The following is a 17,759-nucleotide window of genomic DNA, read 5'->3' as shown; positions in this document are numbered from 1 at the left end:
GGTTGAGTTACTCAGTGAGTTTTAGTGCACCATTAATTAATTCCAGTACTGGCTTAAACTGAGTTTAAGTTGTGCTAAGTGAGCGTCGAGTTTTTCCTTTGCAGCATTTGCTTGCTCAAGTGATACAAACTCAAAAGTGATTGGGTCGGCGGTTCTAAATTGTGCAAACTGATGTAAGTCGGCTTCTATTACATGCGCGATTAAAGGATACCCCCCTGTGGTTTGCCCGTCATTTAATAATACAATAGGGTTGCCATCGGGTGGAAGCTGAATGCTCCCAGGTGCGACTGCCACAGAGGGCAGTGAAAGCGAGTGTTGCATAACAGCCGTATTTTTATGATCTAGGCGTACGCCCATACGATTACTATTTGGATTAATAGTAAATGAGCTATCACAAAATGCATTGATACACTCGGGTGTTAATAACTCATGATGAGGGCCAACATGTAAACGGATGATGCTTCGTTTTGGCGGGGTAAGGGCACCCTTATTACATAACCAAGGTTTAGTATAAGAGTTAATAGCTATCATATCGCCACTTTGCAGTGCACGGCCATCAAAGCCACCAATAGCTGCCCCCAAATCGGTTGACTTAGAACCCATAACCTCTTGGCATTCAATGCCACCTTTTACCGCGATGTAAGCACGGGAGCCACCACGGCCAGTTGCAAATTTAAGTGTTTGCATTGCTTTTATTGGGTAACTCCAGCCTGGATAAAGTGGGTGTCCATCAAGGATTGCTTTGAGGTCGGCTCCATGAAGGGCAATAACCGTATCACACTGAAATTGCAGTTCGCATAAACCCACGGTTAATTCCAGCACGGCAGCGTTGTCGGTGTTATTTAATAAACGGTTCGCAATAATGTGTGCATAAGTATCAAGGCTGCCTGAGCGGCTTACCCCTAAATGTCGAAAACCCACACGGCCTAAATCTTGGATTGTTAGTTGAATACCGCTCTTGATGACTTTAATCATGGTTTACTCCTTTGACAGGCACAAACTCAATGGTGTCGCCGGGCTCAAATAAGCAAGGGTTAGCGGCTTTAGAATCAAATAAGCAGGCATCAGTGTGAGCAATGATATGCCAACCACCCGGTGAATCTTCAGGGTAAATACCCGTTTGGTCTGCGCCAATGGCAATTGCGCCTTTTGGAACACTCACTCGGGGATTATCACGTCTTGGAGTAAATAACTGTGAGTTGAGTCCGTGTAAATAAGGAAAACCGGGCACAAAACCTAAAAATAGAACGTGATATAGCTCTTTACTATGTAAGTTGATCACTTCATCTATGCTGAGTTGATGATAGTCAGCCACGTAATCTAAATCTTCACCTTGGTAATAGGTATTAATTTGATGGTGCTGGCTTTCAAACGGGTAATCATCTACTTCCTCCCATAACTTAGCTAAGCTGTTGTGCCATTTATGGAGCATTTCTGAAGACTTTAAATACAAAGTTAACGAGTTCATAGCCGGTACCAAATCAATAAACTCATTACTATTTTTACAGTGCTGGGCTAGCGCCCAAAGCTTTTTTTGCGTCGCAAGTATGTGTTGTTCGCTATAGTGAGAAACATCAAAAAGCAGGCTAGAGTTCGTTAAAATTTTTATACTAGGAATCATGCTCATATAGTTAACTCATTAATATTAATTACATTTAAGCTATCACAGTCGCTGTGCTATTACGATAATAATAGACAAGCTCAGATCGAATACACTCCCTTTTTCGTAAAGTTTTGTTGTGTGAAATTTATTTTTGAGTTTACAGGTCTGCTTAAGGGTCTGTTGACCTTTGCGGATTAAATCGCTCCTAGGCAGAACCCTTCGGGCAGCGCCTGTTTGGCATTGATGCTGCGTTATCGCCTATTTATGGGGAATAACCACACCACATAGACTCTGCCTTGCCTAAATACCAAACAGACTGCTGCAAATTTAACCTTGGAAGGTCAACAGACCCTAAAGTAACTAAAACTAAGAGGTAATCGTATGTTTAAGGGGTTAATATTACCGGGATTTGCCATTGTGGGCTTGCTTAGTGCGATGAGCGCAATCTCGTCAGATGAAGTAGCTAAACCCAGTGATTTAAATGCAACCATGCATGTAGAAAAGCTAGTGCTTGGCTCAGGTTGCTTTTGGGGGGCAGAAAAACGCTATGAAGCACTTAATGGGGTACTCGATGCAGAGTCGGGTTATGCCGATGGGCATGGGTTTAAACCAACCTACAGAAATATAACTAAGTTATCGCGCCGCTTTGATGAAGATAATTACGCCGAAGTGGTGCAGGTTACATTTAATAGCAATATTATTTCAGCAAAAGAGCTGCTGCAAAATTATTACGAGAGCCACGATCCAACGCAAAAAAATCGTCAGGGTAATGATGTAGGCACGCAATATCGCTCTATTATTTTAACTACAAGCGATGAGCAAGCGAGTATCGCAAAGGCAGTGACGAGTGAGTATCAGCAATTACTAGGTAAAGCCGATTATGGAAAAATAGTGACTCAAATAAAGCCACTTGAGCGTTTTTATTCGGCTGAAGAGTATCATCAAAATTACCTAGAAAAAAATCCTAACGGCTATTGCCCAGATCATTCAACCGGCGTTGTTTTCAGTCAAGATGAAAAGCAGCAGCTTGATAACACCGCATTGTTGACTGGCAAACAAATTGTTATTTTAGACTCTCGCGATTACTGCCCTTACTGTGAAAAATTTAAAGCGGCGGTAGCCAATGACTACAAAGGCACAATACCAATGACATTTCGCCATGCTGATCAGCTTAATGGCTTAACCATCAAATCGGCTACTTGGGCTACACCCACCATCTTATTTTTAGAAGATGGAGTAGAAGTGTATTCTCGCCAAGGTTACATGGATGCCGAGCTGTTTTATAAAGCGCTAGGTGCATTTAAACTCGGTGACAGTGAAGCTTATAAAGTAGCGTTTAACGCTAAAACCGACAGCCCATATTGTAAAGAGTACACTATTTTTAAAAACACCCCCGATGGTATTTTTATTGATAAATTAAGCGGTGAGCCATTATTTGATACCCGCGACAGATTTAATTCGGGTACTGGCTGGTTGTCATTTACACACCCTGTAAAAGACAGCGTAACGCAACATGAAGATAACAGTTGGGGAATGCAACGTATTGAGCTTAAGTCTAAAAGTACTGGTATTCATTTAGGTCATTTATTTCCAGGGGAAGGGCCAAAAGGTCAAGATAGGTATTGTATTAATGCCACGGTGTTAGAATTTGTCGCTCGTGATGAAATAAACAGATCAGATGATATTTAAGCTAATTAGTAAATAGGCAAATTTAAAGTAAAAAAAAGCAGCGAGACTTAAATAAGGTCGCTGCATTTCAATTGACAACATCTTCACACACAATAAAGATTCGGGGGGGTTGTATTAGTAAAAACTAATGCTGAATTATTGGTGCTGATTTGAATGTAAATAAAAACAACTCAAGCTCAGTCACCACCGGACTTGAGTTGCTTTTTACACTGACAACATCTTCACACACAATAAAGATTCTTACATTTATTGGCGGGTGTAAGCGTAAAATAAAAACAACCCAAGCTAAGTCACCACCGAACTTGAGCTGTTTTTTACACTGACAACATCTTCACACACAATAAAGATTCTTTTTTACTAGCTCGTTGTTACAAACTAATTAAATTTGGTTTCAGTAACGCGTTTTATTATATTCAGGTCGTTGCTGATTTGTTGAGTTAACTTTAGAGCTTTTACTCAATTCCGACAAGCGATAAAAACAAAACTAATAAGTGAAAAAAACTAACCTATAAATTAAATCTGTAAAAATCACCACAAGCTTTTGATAATATTGTATATATTCTGGTTTTTAGATTGGGGGGAAGGAGAGGGATATTTTAAAAAGCGGGTAAATAATTAAACGCCCATAAAAGAGCGTTCAATAAGTAGTCACTTGGTTTGTCTGAAAGTGTTAATTACCCATTTGGCAAACAAATCTAGCGGGTGGTTAGCCGTACTAGAGCCGTGTTGCACCAAGTAGTATTTATCTTTGGTGGTAAGGGGTTGTTCAAATAGTTTATAAAGCCATTGTTCATCAAGCCAGCTTTGGCTAATTGGCAGAGGAATAAGTGCAATGCCCATTCCTTGCTGCGCTGCTCTTGCTACACCAAACATACTGTCTATTTGAATAATTTGCGTTGGTGAAAAGTCATCAATTCCAACTTTTTCTGCCCACTGATGCCAAGCCCAAGGCCGCGCTTTATGCACAATAAGGGGTACTTGGTTAAGTGCCTGGCAATGATCGTTTTGCCATTGTTCAAGCAGCTTTTTATTACACGCTGGAATGTATTCTAAATTAAAAAGCTCGGTAGCCAGTCCATCAAGTGGTTTACTTGAAGATAAAATTATTGATAAATCACTCTGGCGGGTCAGCTCTTTGCGCGTTTTGAGGGTATCCATGTGTAAATTAATATTAGGATGCTCGCTGGTCCATTCACTAAGCTTAGGCATCAACAATTCACTGGCAAAAAACTCGGGTAACGTGATGGTCAAGTTTACATTTTGTTGTAACTGACTAAATTCGGTAATGGTGCTCTCTAGCATATTTATAATCGGATAAATTGCTTCAAAAAAGTTCTTCCCTGCAGGCGTTAAACTAATAGAGCGAGTTTGTCTTTGAAATAAATCAATGCCTAGCTGCTCTTCTAGCTGCTTAATTTGATGGCTCACCGCCGAGGGCGTTAAGTACAGCTCTTTAGCAGCATGTTTAAAACTTAAGCTTTTTGCGGCAAAACAAAAAGAGCGAAGGCCGCGAATAGGTGTTTGCATGGTATCCAATATAAAGTTATTTCAATCGCCTAGTATTAGGCAATAATTAAACCAAAAATAAAAACTAACTATATCAGCAATTTATTTATTTTATTAGGTCGAATTCACCTAAGTGGTGCGTTAAATTGTCACTATAGTGCAAAAACTAAAATATAGACAAAAAAAATCCCTCTTACGAGGGATTTTGGGTAACTCAGCGCCATTGGCACTGGGAATGAGGTCGGTACAGAGTGAAATTATGAGTGGTTTAAAACACCATCTCAGGAATATCACCATTAACAAGCAATTTACCTGCCGTTTTGCTAATAATTTCATCAACTGATACGCCTGGTGCGCGTTCTAGTAAATGAAATGCGCCGTCTTTTACTTCTAGAACGGCTAAATCAGTAACTATTTTTTTAACACAGTTAACGCCCGTTAGCGGTAACGTACAGCTTTCTAATAACTTAGAGTCGCCGTGTTTACTGGCATGAGTCATGGTAACAATAATGTTTTTTGCACCTGCGACTAAATCCATCGCTCCGCCCATGCCTTTAATTAATTTTTTAGGGATCATCCATGAGGCTATAGAACCGTTTTGGTCTACCTCAAACGCGCCCAGAACGGTTAAGTCTACATGACCACCCCGTATCATGGCAAAACTATCTGCACTATTAAATATAGCTGCACCGGTAGCTGCCGTCACGGTTTCTTTACCCGCGTTGATCATATCCGCATCAACGGTGGCTTTAGTAGGGTATTCGCCCATGCCTAAAAGACCATTTTCGGACTGTAGCATAACTTCTATGCCATCGGGTACATAGTTTGCGACGAGTGTCGGAATACCAATGCCCAAATTAACATAAAACCCATCTTGTAGCTCTTGTGCTACGCGCATTGCGACTTGTTCACGTGATAATGCCATTGTTAGTGCTCCTGCTTAATCTCGTGTGGTAACACGTTCAATGCGTTTTTCAAAGTTACCTTTTATAACGCGGTTTACAAAAATTCCTGGCGTATGTATTTGGCTCGGCTCAAGTTCGCCTGGCTCAACAATTTCCTCTACTTCTGCAACGGTAATTTTACCCGCCGTAGCCGCCATTGGGTTGAAGTTCATGGCTGTATGACGAAATACTAAGTTGCCGTAGCGATCCGCTTTCCATGCTTTTACAATAGCGAATTCACCGGTAATTGACTCTTCTAAAATATAAGGGCGACCATTAAACTCTTTTACTTCTTTACCCTCAGCAACCGGTGTGCCGTAACCTGTGGCTGTGTAAAAAGCAGGTATTCCTGCACCACCAGCACGCATTTTTTCAGCAAGAGTACCTTGTGGCGTAAGTTCTACATCAATCTCGCCACTTAGTAGTTGCTGTTCAAACAAGGCATTTTCGCCAACGTATGATGCGACTACTTTTTTAATTTGCTTGTCGTGCAGTAACAGCCCTAAACCAAAGTCATCAACACCACAGTTATTGGAAACAACGGTTAATTCTTTAGTTTGCATTTTTTTAATTTGGGCAATTAGACCCTCAGGGATACCACATAAGCCAAAACCACCGGCTATTATTGTATCGCCGTCTTTTAAACCTTCCATTGCAGCTTCATAACTAGAAACTACTTTATCAAAACCGGCCATGAGTCACTCCTCATTCTGTGCTATTTAATTATTGTGCGTGTAATGCTGCAGAAACCTTGCTAGCAGGTTGTTTGTTCAGTGCACTCGTAATTTGCCAACCTGCCTCAGCAAGCCTTTGTAAATCAATTCCATGCTCAATGCCAAGTCCTTGCAGTAAGTATACAACATCTTCGGTGGCAACATTTCCTGACGCGCCTTTGGCATATGGGCAGCCACCAAGGCCGGCAACAGCACTGTCAACCGTTGCTATACCAAGGTTTAGAGCAGCGTAAATATTTGTGAGCGCTTGCCCGTATGTGTCGTGAAAATGTACAGCAAGTTTAGATTTATCAATATGTTTAAGTAGCAATGTAAGTAGCTCTATTACTTTAGCGGGTGTGCCAACACCTATGGTGTCACCTAGGCTAATTTCATAACAGCCCATTTTTAAGAGTTTAGCAGCAACAGCCAGTACAGTATGAGGGTCAACATCTCCCTCATACGGGCAACCTAACACACAACTTACATAACCGCGTACGCGAATGTTATGCGCCTTTGCAAAAGCCATAACTTCACTAAAACGCGCCAAACTTTGCTCAATAGAGCAATTAATATTTTTTTGGCAAAATGCTTCGCTCGCTGCGGTAAATATTGCAAATTCTTTAATACCTACAGCATCTGCTGCCTCTGCCCCTTTTAAATTAGGGGTAAGGGCACTGAGATTAACCTCAGGTAAATTAAGTGCGCTTATTACTTCACTAGAGTCTGCCATTTGTGGCACCCATTTAGGTGAGACAAACGCACCAGCTTCTATGTCTTTTATGCCTGCAGCGGCGAGTGCGTTAATAAGCGTTATTTTATCAGCAGTTTCTACAGCGGCTTCATTTTGAAGTCCATCTCTGGCGCCCACTTCAACAATGCGCACTGCTTTAGGTAGTAATGAACTCATATTAAGCGGGTTCCTCTGCAGTTGTGTCTTCAACTATGGCTAGTAAAGCGCCATGGCTTACCAGTTCACCCTCAGCAAAACAGTAACTTTTTAATACGCCATCATGTGGGGCATTAAGTGTGTATTCCATTTTCATTGCTTCAATTATAACCACTGCATCGCCTTTAGTAATGGTGCTTCCCACCTCTAACAAGTGTTTAACTACAGTACCATTAAGTGGCGCAGCAAGGGGTAATGCCTCATTTTCATGTGAGCTTATGAAATGTTTATCAACACATTCAAACTTAGTTTGCAGTGCTTGGTTCATTACAGTAATGGCATTATCAACGTGGCTAACATGCGCAGTGTGCTTGGCACCATTAATCGATACGTTGCAGTAGCCATTAGTTAACTCACCTTGCACTTCAAAGGTGTTGTCATTAATGGTCATGCTATAGCCCTGCGCGGTTTTTATTGCGTTTAAGGGGGTATCGCTAAATGGAATGTTAACTTGTTGCGGCGCATTTAAACTAAAGCCATGTAATTGTTGCCATGGATTTGCACTACGTGTATTACTACCAAGTGATGCTAAATACGCAAAACCTGCAATTAAGCGGCTAGTTTGTAATAAAGACGGGTCAATAGTAACTAATGCTTCACCTTGCTCTGCAATAAAGTGGGTGCTTGGAGCACCTTGTTTAAAGCGTGGATGAATCGCTAAATTGTATAAAAAGCTGATATTAGTGCTAAATCCGGCTAAATGAAATTGTGTTAATGCTTGTTGTAAACGCGAAAGTGCTTGGTCTCGGTTATCATCATGAACAATAAGTTTGGCAATCATTGGATCGTAATACGGGCTTATTTCATCACCTTGGGCAATACCAGTATCAATACGTACATATTCACTGTTAGCGGGCGTATATAGTGCCTCAATAGTGCCAGAACACGGAATAAAGTCATTACTTGGATCTTCAGCGTAAATACGTGCTTCAAAGCTGTGGCCTTGTAGCTGAATATCTGCTTGCGCTAAAGGTAACGCTAAACCACTGGCTACATTAATTTGCCAATTAACTAAATCAACGCCGGTGACCATTTCACTCACTGGGTGCTCTACTTGCAAGCGAGTATTCATTTCCATGAAAAAGAACTCATCACCACAGAGTAAAAATTCCACAGTGCCAGCGCCTCGGTAGTCAATTGCTAGGGCACATCTTACAGCGGCTTCGCCCATTTCTTTTCGCAATGAGTCTGATAAACCGGGGGCAGGCGCTTCTTCAATCACTTTTTGATGCCGACGCTGCAATGAACAATCACGATCACCTAAATACACACAGTTGCCATAGTTATCAGCAAATACTTGTACTTCAACATGGCGTGGTTGGTCAACATAACGCTCAAGCAAAACCAGATCATTACCAAAACCGGCAATAGCTTCACGTTTAGCGCCTTCTAATGCGCTTATAAACTCACTGGCTTTTGAAACAATACGCATGCCTTTACCACCGCCACCAAAGGCCGCTTTGATAAGCACAGGGTAGCCAATTTTTTCAGCCTCAGCTTGTAAAAAGCTAGGGTCTTGTTTATCGCCATAATAACCTGGCACCAAAGGAACATTAGCGGCTGCCATAATTTCTTTTGCACGGGTTTTAGAGCCCATAGCTTCTATGCTGCTTGCTGGTGGCCCAATAAAGGCAATGTTATTGGCTTCACAAACATTAGCAAATTCGCTGTTTTCAGATAAAAATCCATAACCAGGGTGAATACAATCGGCGCCACTCATTTTGGCAACGTTTAGTATTTTATCAGCAACTAGGTATGAGTCTTTACTCGGCGCTGCACCAATATGGTAGGCTTCATCAGCCATTTTTACATGTTGAGCGTTTTTATCTGCATCTGAATAAACCGCAACTGTGGTCAAGCCCATTTGCTTTGCTGTTCGCATAATACGACAAGCAATCTCTCCGCGATTAGCAATCAGAATTTTTTGTAAGTGTACTGTGTTCATAATGCGTCCTAGAGTTGCCATTGGGGAGGGCGTTTTTCAAAAAAGGCAGTTAGACCTTCTTGACCTTCGTCTGATACACGAATTTTGGCTATACGTTCTGCAGTGAGCGCAATTATTTCGTTATCGATTTCTTTGTTTGCCACATCATTAATAAGCGCTTTAGCTGCTTTAACCGCTACCGGGCCATTATCTATCAGCGTTTGTAATAGGTTATCCAGTGCACAGTCTAAATTCCCTGTAATTTGGTGAACTAGCCCCAGCTGTTTAGCCGTATGCGCATCAAATACTTCAGCCGTTAAGAAGTAACGACGAGCAGCGCGTTCACCAATAGCTTTTATTACATAAGGGCTTATCACAGCAGGAATAAGGCCGAGTTTCACTTCACTTAAGCAAAATTGGGCGTCGTCTTTACTGAGCGCGATATCACAGCAAGCAATTAAGCCCAATGCGCCACCAAATGCTGCGCCTTGTACCGCACAAATAGTAGGGTGTGGGCTTTGCGCTAAAACTTGCATTAGCTTAGCCAGCTGCATTGAATCGGCCAAATTATCGTTATAGTTGTTATCTGCCATCGATTTCATCCAGGCTAAATCGGCACCGGCTGAAAAGTGTTTACCCTCAGTTTTTAATACAAGGGCACGAATATCGAGCGTATTAGCATGTTCAATACATTGAATAAGCTCATGGATAACGTCGCTATTAAAGGCATTGCGTTTTTCTGGGCGACTTAAAACAAGTACAGCCACATTAGATTTTGTTATTTGTAGTGTTACTGACATTTTAAGCTCCCATTACATTCTAAATACGCCAAATTTTGATTCACGCTCAGGAGCATTTTTAGCTGCGCTAAGTGCAAGCCCAAGAACATTGCGTGTATCAGCAGGGTCAATAATGCCATCATCCCACAAACGGGCACTGGCATAATAAGGATGACCTTGCTGTTCGTATTGATCGATGATTGGCTTTTTAAAATCGCTAATTTGTTGCTCGCTCATGCTTTCGCCTTTGCGGGCTAAACCATCTTGTTTTACTTGCGCCATTACACCAGCGGCTTGTTCACCACCCATAACCGAAATACGGGCATTTGGCCACATCCACATCATGGTCGGTTCAAACGCGCGGCCACACATACCATAGTTACCTGCACCGTATGAGCCACCGATTAAAATAGTAAATTTGGGTACATCGGCACACGATACCGCCATTACCATTTTAGCGCCGTGTTTAGCAATGCCTTCAGACTCGTATTTTTTACCGACCATAAAGCCAGTGATGTTTTGTAAAAATACCAGTGGAATGTTGCGCTGAGCGCATAATTGAATAAAGTGTGCGCCTTTTTGCGCTGACTCACTAAATAAAATACCGTTGTTGGCCACTATGCCTACGGGATGACCATAAATGCTGGCAAAACCTGTTACCAGTGTTTCACCAAAGTAGCGTTTAAATTCATCAAACGATGAGTCATCGACAGTACGTGCAATGACCTCACGGACATCAAATGGCTTTTTAAGATCAGTACCAACAATGCCGTAAAGTTCGTTAATATCATAACGAGGGGCTTTTACTTCTTCGAGTAATGGTGAGGTAGGGCGCGAATAGTTAATTCGTTCAATACACTGGCGAGCAATCGACAAGGCATGAGCATCGTTTTCAGCGTAATGATCGGCCACACCTGATGTTTTACAGTGTACATCGGCGCCACCAAGCTCTTCTGCAGTAACTACTTCACCGGTGGCAGCTTTTACCAGCGGTGGACCTGCTAAAAAGATAGTGCCTTGCTCTTTTACAATAATACTTTCATCGGCCATAGCAGGAACATACGCACCACCTGCAGTACATAACCCCATAACCACAGCAATTTGTGGAATGCCTTTACCCGACATACGCGCTTGATTATAAAAAATACGACCAAAATGCAGTTTGTCAGGGAAAACATCGTCTTGCTCAGGTAAGTTTGCGCCACCTGAGTCAACTAAATAAATACACGGTAAATGACAACGTTCGGCGATGTCTTGAGCGCGTAAATGCTTTTTAACAGTCAGCGGGAAGTAGGTGCCGCCTTTTACTGTCGCATCATTAGCAATCACCATACATTCAACGCCTTTAACGCGACCAATACCCGCAACCACACCGGCACAAGGAATATCTTGTTCATAAACGCCAAAGGCAGCAAATTGCGATATTTCTAAAAATGGCGAGCCTTCATCTAGCAAAGTGGTAATACGGTCGCGGACAAACAATTTACCACGGCCTTCATGGCGCTCTTTTAAAGCAGCACCACCGCCTAAACGTATTGTTGCTGCTTTACTGCGTAAATCATCCACTAGCGCCGACATGTTGTTGTGATTTTGCACAAAATTTGGATCATGCGGATTAACGCTCGATTTTAAAATCGTCATAACTAATCCTTAGCGGCTTTCAGTGAATAATTCGCGACCAATTAACATACGGCGTATTTCTGAGGTGCCTGCACCAATTTCATATAATTTTGCATCACGCAGCAAGCGACCTGTTGCGTATTCATTTATATAACCATTACCGCCTAAAATTTGAATTGCGTCTAATGCCATTTTAGTTGCAAGCTCAGCAGCATATAAAATTGCGCCAGCAGCGTCTTTACGGGTGGTTTCGCCGCGATCACATGCTTTTGCTACTGTGTACACATATGAGCGAGCTGCGTTCATTTGTGTATACATATCAGCAATTTTGCCTTGTATTAACTGAAATTGACCAATAGGGCTGTCAAATTGCTTACGCTCATGGATGTAAGGCACCACAATATCCATACACGCTTGCATTATGCCAAGTGGGCCAGCCGCTAAAACAACACGCTCATAATCAAGGCCACTCATAAGTACCTTAACGCCTTCGTTTAAGTTACCTAAAATATTTTCTTCGGGTACTTCACAGTTTTCAAATACCAATTCACAGGTATTTGAGCCACGCATGCCGAGTTTGTCGAGCTTTTGTGCGGTTGAAAAACCAGGAAATGTTTTTTCTACAATAAAGGCTGTAATCCCTTTAGCGCCGGCGTTTAAATCTGTTTTTGCATAAATTACCAACGTATCAGCGTCAGGGCCATTAGTGATCCACATTTTATTACCGTTTAAAATGTATTTATCGCCTTTTTTCTCTGCTTTAAGTTTCATAGAAACAACATCAGAGCCCGCGTTAGGTTCACTCATCGCCAGTGCACCAATGTGCTCGCCGCTAATTAGTTTAGGTAAGTATTTTTCTTTTTGTGCTTGTGAACCATTACGGTTTATTTGATTAACACACAGGTTTGAATGCGCACCGTAGCTTAAACCAATAGAGGCACTTGCTCGGCTAATTTCTTCCATGGCAATAACGTGCTCTAAATAGCCTAAACCAGCACCACCAAACTCTTCATCCACGGTCATGCCAAGCACGCCCATTTCACCCATTTGCGGCCAAAGTTCATTGGGGAACGCATTATCAAGGTCAGTTTTTTCAGCTAGTGGGGCAATTTCTTGACTGGCAAAGCTGTTTACGTGACTGCGGATCATATCTGCAGTTTCGCCAAGGCCAAAGTTCATTTCTTTATATAGTGAAATAGTGCTCATGATTAATTCCTGTGTGTTGATGACGTTGTTATATTTTATTCATCTATTTTGCTAAGCGTGTCGCGACAGCGACGTTCAGCGGTGACCAGTTCCATAAGAACCACTTTAATGTCATCCATCTGTTGTGAAAGATCGGCTTTTTTCTCACTGATAAGGTCAAGCATGGTGACTAACTGTTTTGCACTTGATTTATCAGCATCATACAGTTCAAACAAACGACCTGTTTCCGCTAAGGTGAAACCTAAACGTTTACCGCGCAGTATTAGCTTAAGGCGTACCTTGTCGCGCTTTGAGTAAATACGTGTTTGACCATTGCGCTCTGGTGATATTAACCCTTGGTCTTCGTAAAAACGGATAGAGCGGGTGGTAATATCAAATTCTTTAGCCAATTCACTAATGCTAAAAGTTTGTTCGTTTTTAGCCGGCTCGTTGGCTGAATTTGCAAAGTTTGTTTGATTATCTGATTTCATTGTAATGTTTACCTCATTCGAATAACTTCAATATAAGTGAAGTTTACGTAAAGGTAAAGTGCGATCTGGTTGTTATACTTTAGACGTATAAAATAAAAGCGGAAATGCAGCAGAAGTTGAGTGTTTATAAACGTTATAAGCCAGTTAGACAGTATGTAATAAATTTTTAGCAAGCTAACTTTACAGTTTTTACACTAATTAGAAAGTTGATTTTAGATTTACGTTGGCGTAAACGTAAATTTTATGTATGCTCGTATTTATCAGATTAGTTTAAACATTAAGCTAAACATAATAAAACATGTTTGCGTTAATTGAAAATGGAGCCTTTTATGTCTTTCGAAAGCGTTGTAATTGTAGCAGCAAAACGCACCCCAATGGGTGGATTTATGGGCGCACTAAGTGATGCGCAGTCTACCGAATTAGGTGCTACGGCCATTGCAGGCGCACTTGCTCAAACGGGTTTAAGCAATGATGCAATTGATGAAGTAATTATGGGCTGCGTATTACCAGCCGGTTTAGGCCAAGCACCTGCGCGTCAAGCAATGCTTAAAGCGGGGCTTGCACTAAGCACCGGCGCTACCACTATTAATAAAGTATGTGGCTCTGGATTAAAAGCAGCGATGTTAGCGAATGACCTTATTAAAGCAGGTTCTATTGAATCAGCAATCGCTGGTGGTATGGAAAGCATGACCAATGCACCTTACTTTATTCCTAAAGCCCGTGGCGGTATGCGTATGGGACATGGCGAAATTAAAGATCACATGATGAGTGATGGCCTAGAAGACGCCTACGACAACAAAGCAATGGGATGCTTTGCTCAAGATACAGCCGATGAATATGGTATTGGTCGTGAGCAAATGGATACGTTTGCACTGGGTTCATTAAGTAAAGCAAACGCAGCCATAGACAATGGGTGGTTTGATAACGAGATTACTCCGCACACTATTAAAACGCGTAAGGGTGACATCACGGTTTCAATTGATGAGCAACCTGGCAACGCACGCCCTGAAAAAATTCCAAGCTTAAGAGCTGCATTTAAAAAAGACGGCACTATTACTGCCGCTAATTCATCGTCTATTTCAGATGGTGGTGCTGCGCTAATACTAATGAGCGAATCAAAAGCAAAATCTGAGGGTTTAACACCACTTTGTAGAATTGTTGCTCACAGCACTCACTCTCAAAAACCAAGTGAATTTACTGTAGCCCCAGTGGGCGCAATGAACAGCGTGCTTGAAAAAGCAGGGTGGACAACCGCCGATGTTGATTTATGGGAAATTAATGAAGCGTTTGCCATGGTCACCATGCTAGCTATTAACGAATTAAAGCTCGATGAAAGCAAAGTAAACGTGAATGGTGGTGCATGTGCACTAGGTCACCCAATCGGTGCTAGTGGCGCACGTATTTTAGTAACACTCATTCATGCGCTTAAAAACCGAGGCCTTAAAAAAGGCGTTGCGTCTTTGTGTATAGGTGGCGGTGAAGCCGTTGCTATGGCAGTCGAAGCACTTTAACTGATAACAAAGCCGCAGCAACTATAACAATCACAGCGCTGCGGCAATTAAATTGAGTCAATAGGATTTATTATGCACCAAGTACCTTTACTAATTAACGGCGAGTTCGTTCAGTCAACGTCAAATGAATTAATTGATGTTGTAAACCCAGCTAATCAAGAAGTACTCGCGCAAGTGCCATGTGCAACAGACGCAGAGATGGATGCGGCGATTGCATCAGCAAGCGAAACATTTAAAACATGGAAAGATGTGCCTATTACTGAGCGTGCGCGCATTATGATGAAATACGCGGCGCTCTTAAAAGAAAACCATGATGAACTAGCCACTATTATTTGTCATGAGCTAGGCAAAACGTTTGAAGATGCAAAAGGTGATGTGTGGCGTGGTATTGAGGTAGTTGAACAAGCTGCAAATGCGCCGTCGTTAATGATGGGTGAAACCATGGAAAACGTAGCGCGCAAAATCGATACGTATTCTTACATGCAACCACTGGGTGTGTGTGCAGGTATTACGCCATTTAACTTTCCGGCAATGATCCCATTGTGGATGTTCCCACTGGCAATTGTGTGTGGTAACACCTTTATTTTAAAACCGTCTGAGCAAGATCCACTTACTCCTATGCGCTTAGCTGAGCTATTTATTGAAGCCGGTGCACCAAAGGGCGTGTTACAAGTTGTGCACGGTACTAAACCACAAGTAGACCGCTTACTAGAAGATAAAGCCGTTCGTGCTATCTCATTTGTGGGTTCATGTGGTGTAGGTGCATACATTTACTCTAAAGGCACACAAAACTTAAAACGTGTTCAAGCGTGTGTTGGCGCTAAAAACCACATGGTAATTATGCCTGATGCGAGTAAATCGCATGTTGTTAATAACCTTGTGGGTGCCTCTGTAGGTGCGGCAGGTCAGCGCTGTATGGGTATCTCTGTGGCGGTATTTGTTGGTCAAGCAAAAGACTGGGTTGATGAAATTAAAGCAGGCTTTGAAGGTGTACGCCCAGGTGTTTGGGATGATGCTGATGCCGCTTATGGCCCACAAACATCGCCTGCTGCAAAAGCACGTATTTTATCACTAATTGCCGATGGTAAAGCACAAGGCGCTACCTGCTTAATTGATGGCTCTGATTTTAGCGTTGAAGGTTACGAGCAAGGTAACTGGGTAGGTCCTACGTTATTTACTGATGTAACCAAAGATATGAACTTGTACAAAGAAGAGATTTTTGGCCCAGTATTGGCGTGTATGTTTGTCGATACCCTTGAAGAAGCTATTGCGCTTATTAACGAAAGCCCTTACGGCAATGGTACCTCACTATTTACCTCAAGTGGTGCGGTTGCACGTAAATTCCAACACGAAATTGAAGTGGGTCAAGTGGGGATTAATGTGCCAATTCCTGTGCCTTTACCATTTTTCTCGTTCACGGGTTGGAAAGGCTCATTCTACGGCGATACTCACACGTATGGTAAACAAGGTATTCGTTTTTACACAGAAACTAAAACCATTACCTCACGCTGGTTTGAAGATGATATCGCTTCAGGCCCAAATATGAGTATTAATCTTAAGTAACATTTTAACCGCATAATTAATAAAAAAGAGGGGCACAACATATAATGTTGTCGCTCCTCACTAATAACTCCCTTGATGGGATGCACCGACAACAAACAAAACACAACAAGAGGTCTACCATGGACTTTAACTTATCTGAAGATCAACAAGCTTTTGCGCAAACGGCGCGCCAATTCGCAGAATCTGAACTAGCACCACATGCAGCTAAGTGGGATCGCGAACATATTTTCCCAAAAGACACAATTAAAGCCGCTGGTGAGCTTGGTTTTTGTGGCTTATACACACCAGAAGAAGCCGGTGGCTTAGGTTTATCTCGTTTAGATTCAAGCATTATTTTTGAGCAACTTGCACTGGGTTGTACAGCAACTACAGCTATGCTGACCATTCATAATATGGCAACCTGGATGATCGCAAGCTTTGGCACCGATGCAGTAAAAGACAAATACGTTGAGCAATTGGTAATGGGCGAATTGTTAGCCTCTTACTGTTTAACTGAGCCAGGCTCTGGCTCTGATGCTGCGTCATTAAAAACTAAAGCAGTTCGTGATGGTGATGAGTATGTTATTAACGGCTCAAAAATGTTTATTTCTGGCGCCGGTGAAACAGAAATTTTAGTTGTAATGGCACGTACAGGGGCTGATGGCCCAAGTGGCATTTCAGCGTTTGTTGTACCAGCAGATGCTAAAGGCATTGAGTACGGCAAAGCAGAAGAAAAAATGGGTTGGAATGCACAACCTACACGCTTAATTAGTTTTGAAGATGTACGAATTCCAGCAGCAAACTTATTAGGCGCTGAGGGCGAAGGCTTTAAGTTTGCCATGCAAGGTTTAGATGGCGGTCGTATTAATATTGCAACTTGTTCTATTGGTACGGCACAAGCGGCACTTAATACCGCACGTGAGTATTTAAAAGAGCGTACCCAATTTGGTAAGCCATTGGCAGCATTTCAAGCGCTACAATTTAAAATTGCCGATATGAATACCGAGCTTGTAGCAGCGCGCCAAATGGTACGACTAGCGGCGTTTAAACTTGATACTAACGACAGTGAAAAAACTACTTATTGTGCTATGGCTAAACGCTTTGCAACCGATGTTGGTTTTACAGTTTGTAACGATGCGCTGCAAATTCATGGTGGCTATGGTTACATAAAAGAATACCCACTTGAACGCCATGTACGTGACGTACGTGTTCATCAAATTCTAGAAGGCACTAACGAAATTATGCGCGTGATTATTGCGCGTCGTATCTTAGCCGAATCAGCCAGCGAAGTTTTATAAGGAGA

15 protein-coding genes are annotated in these 17,759 nt (G+C 42.1%); 4 read left to right on the top strand and 11 right to left on the bottom strand.

Annotated features, from left to right (window positions below):
• Positions 1-36 precede the first annotated feature (36 nt).
• Both AC27JR_RS14865 and pxpB read right to left on the bottom strand, forming a co-directional pair.
• Entirely contained in the window at positions 37-975 is a 939-nt protein-coding gene (locus tag AC27JR_RS14865; protein ID WP_487174012.1) for a 5-oxoprolinase subunit C family protein, read from the bottom strand.
• Entirely contained in the window at positions 968-1,627 is a 660-nt protein-coding gene (gene pxpB, locus AC27JR_RS14860) for a 5-oxoprolinase subunit PxpB (RefSeq protein ID WP_487174011.1), read from the bottom strand. Before pxpB ends, AC27JR_RS14865 begins: the two co-directional genes overlap by 8 nt.
• 357 nt (positions 1,628-1,984) lie before the next feature.
• On the opposite strand from pxpB, the gene msrA reads away from it, so the two are divergent.
• Positions 1,985-3,292 carry a peptide-methionine (S)-S-oxide reductase MsrA gene (gene msrA, locus AC27JR_RS14855; protein WP_487174010.1) on the top strand — a complete coding sequence of 436 codons (1,308 nt, stop codon included), beginning with the start codon at positions 1,985-1,987 and terminating at the stop codon, positions 3,290-3,292.
• A gap of 648 nt (positions 3,293-3,940) precedes the next feature.
• Here the strand turns inward: msrA and AC27JR_RS14850 are convergent.
• The 9 genes from AC27JR_RS14850 to AC27JR_RS14810 form a co-directional block, all read right to left on the bottom strand.
• The gene (locus tag AC27JR_RS14850; RefSeq protein ID WP_008114707.1) at positions 3,941-4,819 is read right to left on the bottom strand and encodes a LysR family transcriptional regulator; all 879 of its coding nucleotides are present in this window, start codon (positions 4,817-4,819) and stop codon (positions 3,941-3,943) included.
• 247 nt (positions 4,820-5,066) lie between these two features.
• The gene (locus AC27JR_RS14845) at positions 5,067-5,723 is read right to left on the bottom strand and encodes a 3-oxoacid CoA-transferase subunit B (protein WP_008114705.1); all 657 of its coding nucleotides are present in this window, start codon (positions 5,721-5,723) and stop codon (positions 5,067-5,069) included.
• A 15-nt stretch (positions 5,724-5,738) separates the two neighbouring features.
• The gene (locus AC27JR_RS14840; RefSeq protein ID WP_008114703.1) at positions 5,739-6,437 is read right to left on the bottom strand and encodes a CoA transferase subunit A; all 699 of its coding nucleotides are present in this window, start codon (positions 6,435-6,437) and stop codon (positions 5,739-5,741) included.
• Between the two features lie 28 nt (positions 6,438-6,465).
• The gene (locus AC27JR_RS14835) at positions 6,466-7,365 is read right to left on the bottom strand and encodes a hydroxymethylglutaryl-CoA lyase (protein WP_008114701.1); all 900 of its coding nucleotides are present in this window, start codon (positions 7,363-7,365) and stop codon (positions 6,466-6,468) included.
• A 1-nt stretch (position 7,366) separates the two neighbouring features.
• Entirely contained in the window at positions 7,367-9,349 is a 1,983-nt protein-coding gene (locus AC27JR_RS14830) for an acetyl/propionyl/methylcrotonyl-CoA carboxylase subunit alpha (protein ID WP_487174009.1), read from the bottom strand.
• An 8-nt stretch (positions 9,350-9,357) separates the two neighbouring features.
• Positions 9,358-10,128, bottom strand: a complete 771-nt coding sequence (locus AC27JR_RS14825) for an enoyl-CoA hydratase/isomerase family protein (RefSeq protein WP_010389950.1) — start codon at positions 10,126-10,128, stop codon at positions 9,358-9,360.
• Positions 10,129-10,140: 12 nt separating this feature from the next.
• Positions 10,141-11,748: a carboxyl transferase domain-containing protein gene (locus AC27JR_RS14820; protein WP_010389951.1), complete on the bottom strand. Its 1,608-nt coding sequence runs from the start codon at positions 11,746-11,748 to the stop codon at positions 10,141-10,143.
• A gap of 9 nt (positions 11,749-11,757) precedes the next feature.
• The gene (locus AC27JR_RS14815) at positions 11,758-12,933 is read right to left on the bottom strand and encodes an isovaleryl-CoA dehydrogenase (protein ID WP_008114693.1); all 1,176 of its coding nucleotides are present in this window, start codon (positions 12,931-12,933) and stop codon (positions 11,758-11,760) included.
• Between the two features lie 35 nt (positions 12,934-12,968).
• On the bottom strand, positions 12,969-13,403 hold the full coding sequence (locus AC27JR_RS14810; protein ID WP_008114692.1) for a MerR family transcriptional regulator: 435 nt from the start codon (positions 13,401-13,403) through the stop codon (positions 12,969-12,971).
• A 329-nt stretch (positions 13,404-13,732) separates the two neighbouring features.
• Here AC27JR_RS14810 and AC27JR_RS14805 point away from each other — a divergent pair, with 329 nt between their 5' ends.
• The 3 genes from AC27JR_RS14805 to AC27JR_RS14795 all read left to right on the top strand — a co-directional run bounded on the left by AC27JR_RS14805 (position 13,733) and on the right by AC27JR_RS14795 (position 17,754).
• Entirely contained in the window at positions 13,733-14,914 is a 1,182-nt protein-coding gene (locus AC27JR_RS14805) for a thiolase family protein (protein WP_487174008.1), read from the top strand.
• Between the two features lie 72 nt (positions 14,915-14,986).
• Positions 14,987-16,477 (top strand): CoA-acylating methylmalonate-semialdehyde dehydrogenase, encoded by a 1,491-nt coding sequence (locus tag AC27JR_RS14800; RefSeq protein WP_010389954.1) that lies wholly within the window; start codon positions 14,987-14,989, stop codon positions 16,475-16,477.
• 119 nt (positions 16,478-16,596) lie between these two features.
• Entirely contained in the window at positions 16,597-17,754 is a 1,158-nt protein-coding gene (locus tag AC27JR_RS14795) for an acyl-CoA dehydrogenase family protein (protein WP_008114688.1), read from the top strand.
• Positions 17,755-17,759 lie beyond the last annotated feature (5 nt).

It is taken from the genome of Pseudoalteromonas sp. NH0006-26, assembly GCF_057552415.1.
Note: the sequence above shows the minus strand (reverse complement) of the source record. Positions and strands in the feature narration are given on the sequence as shown.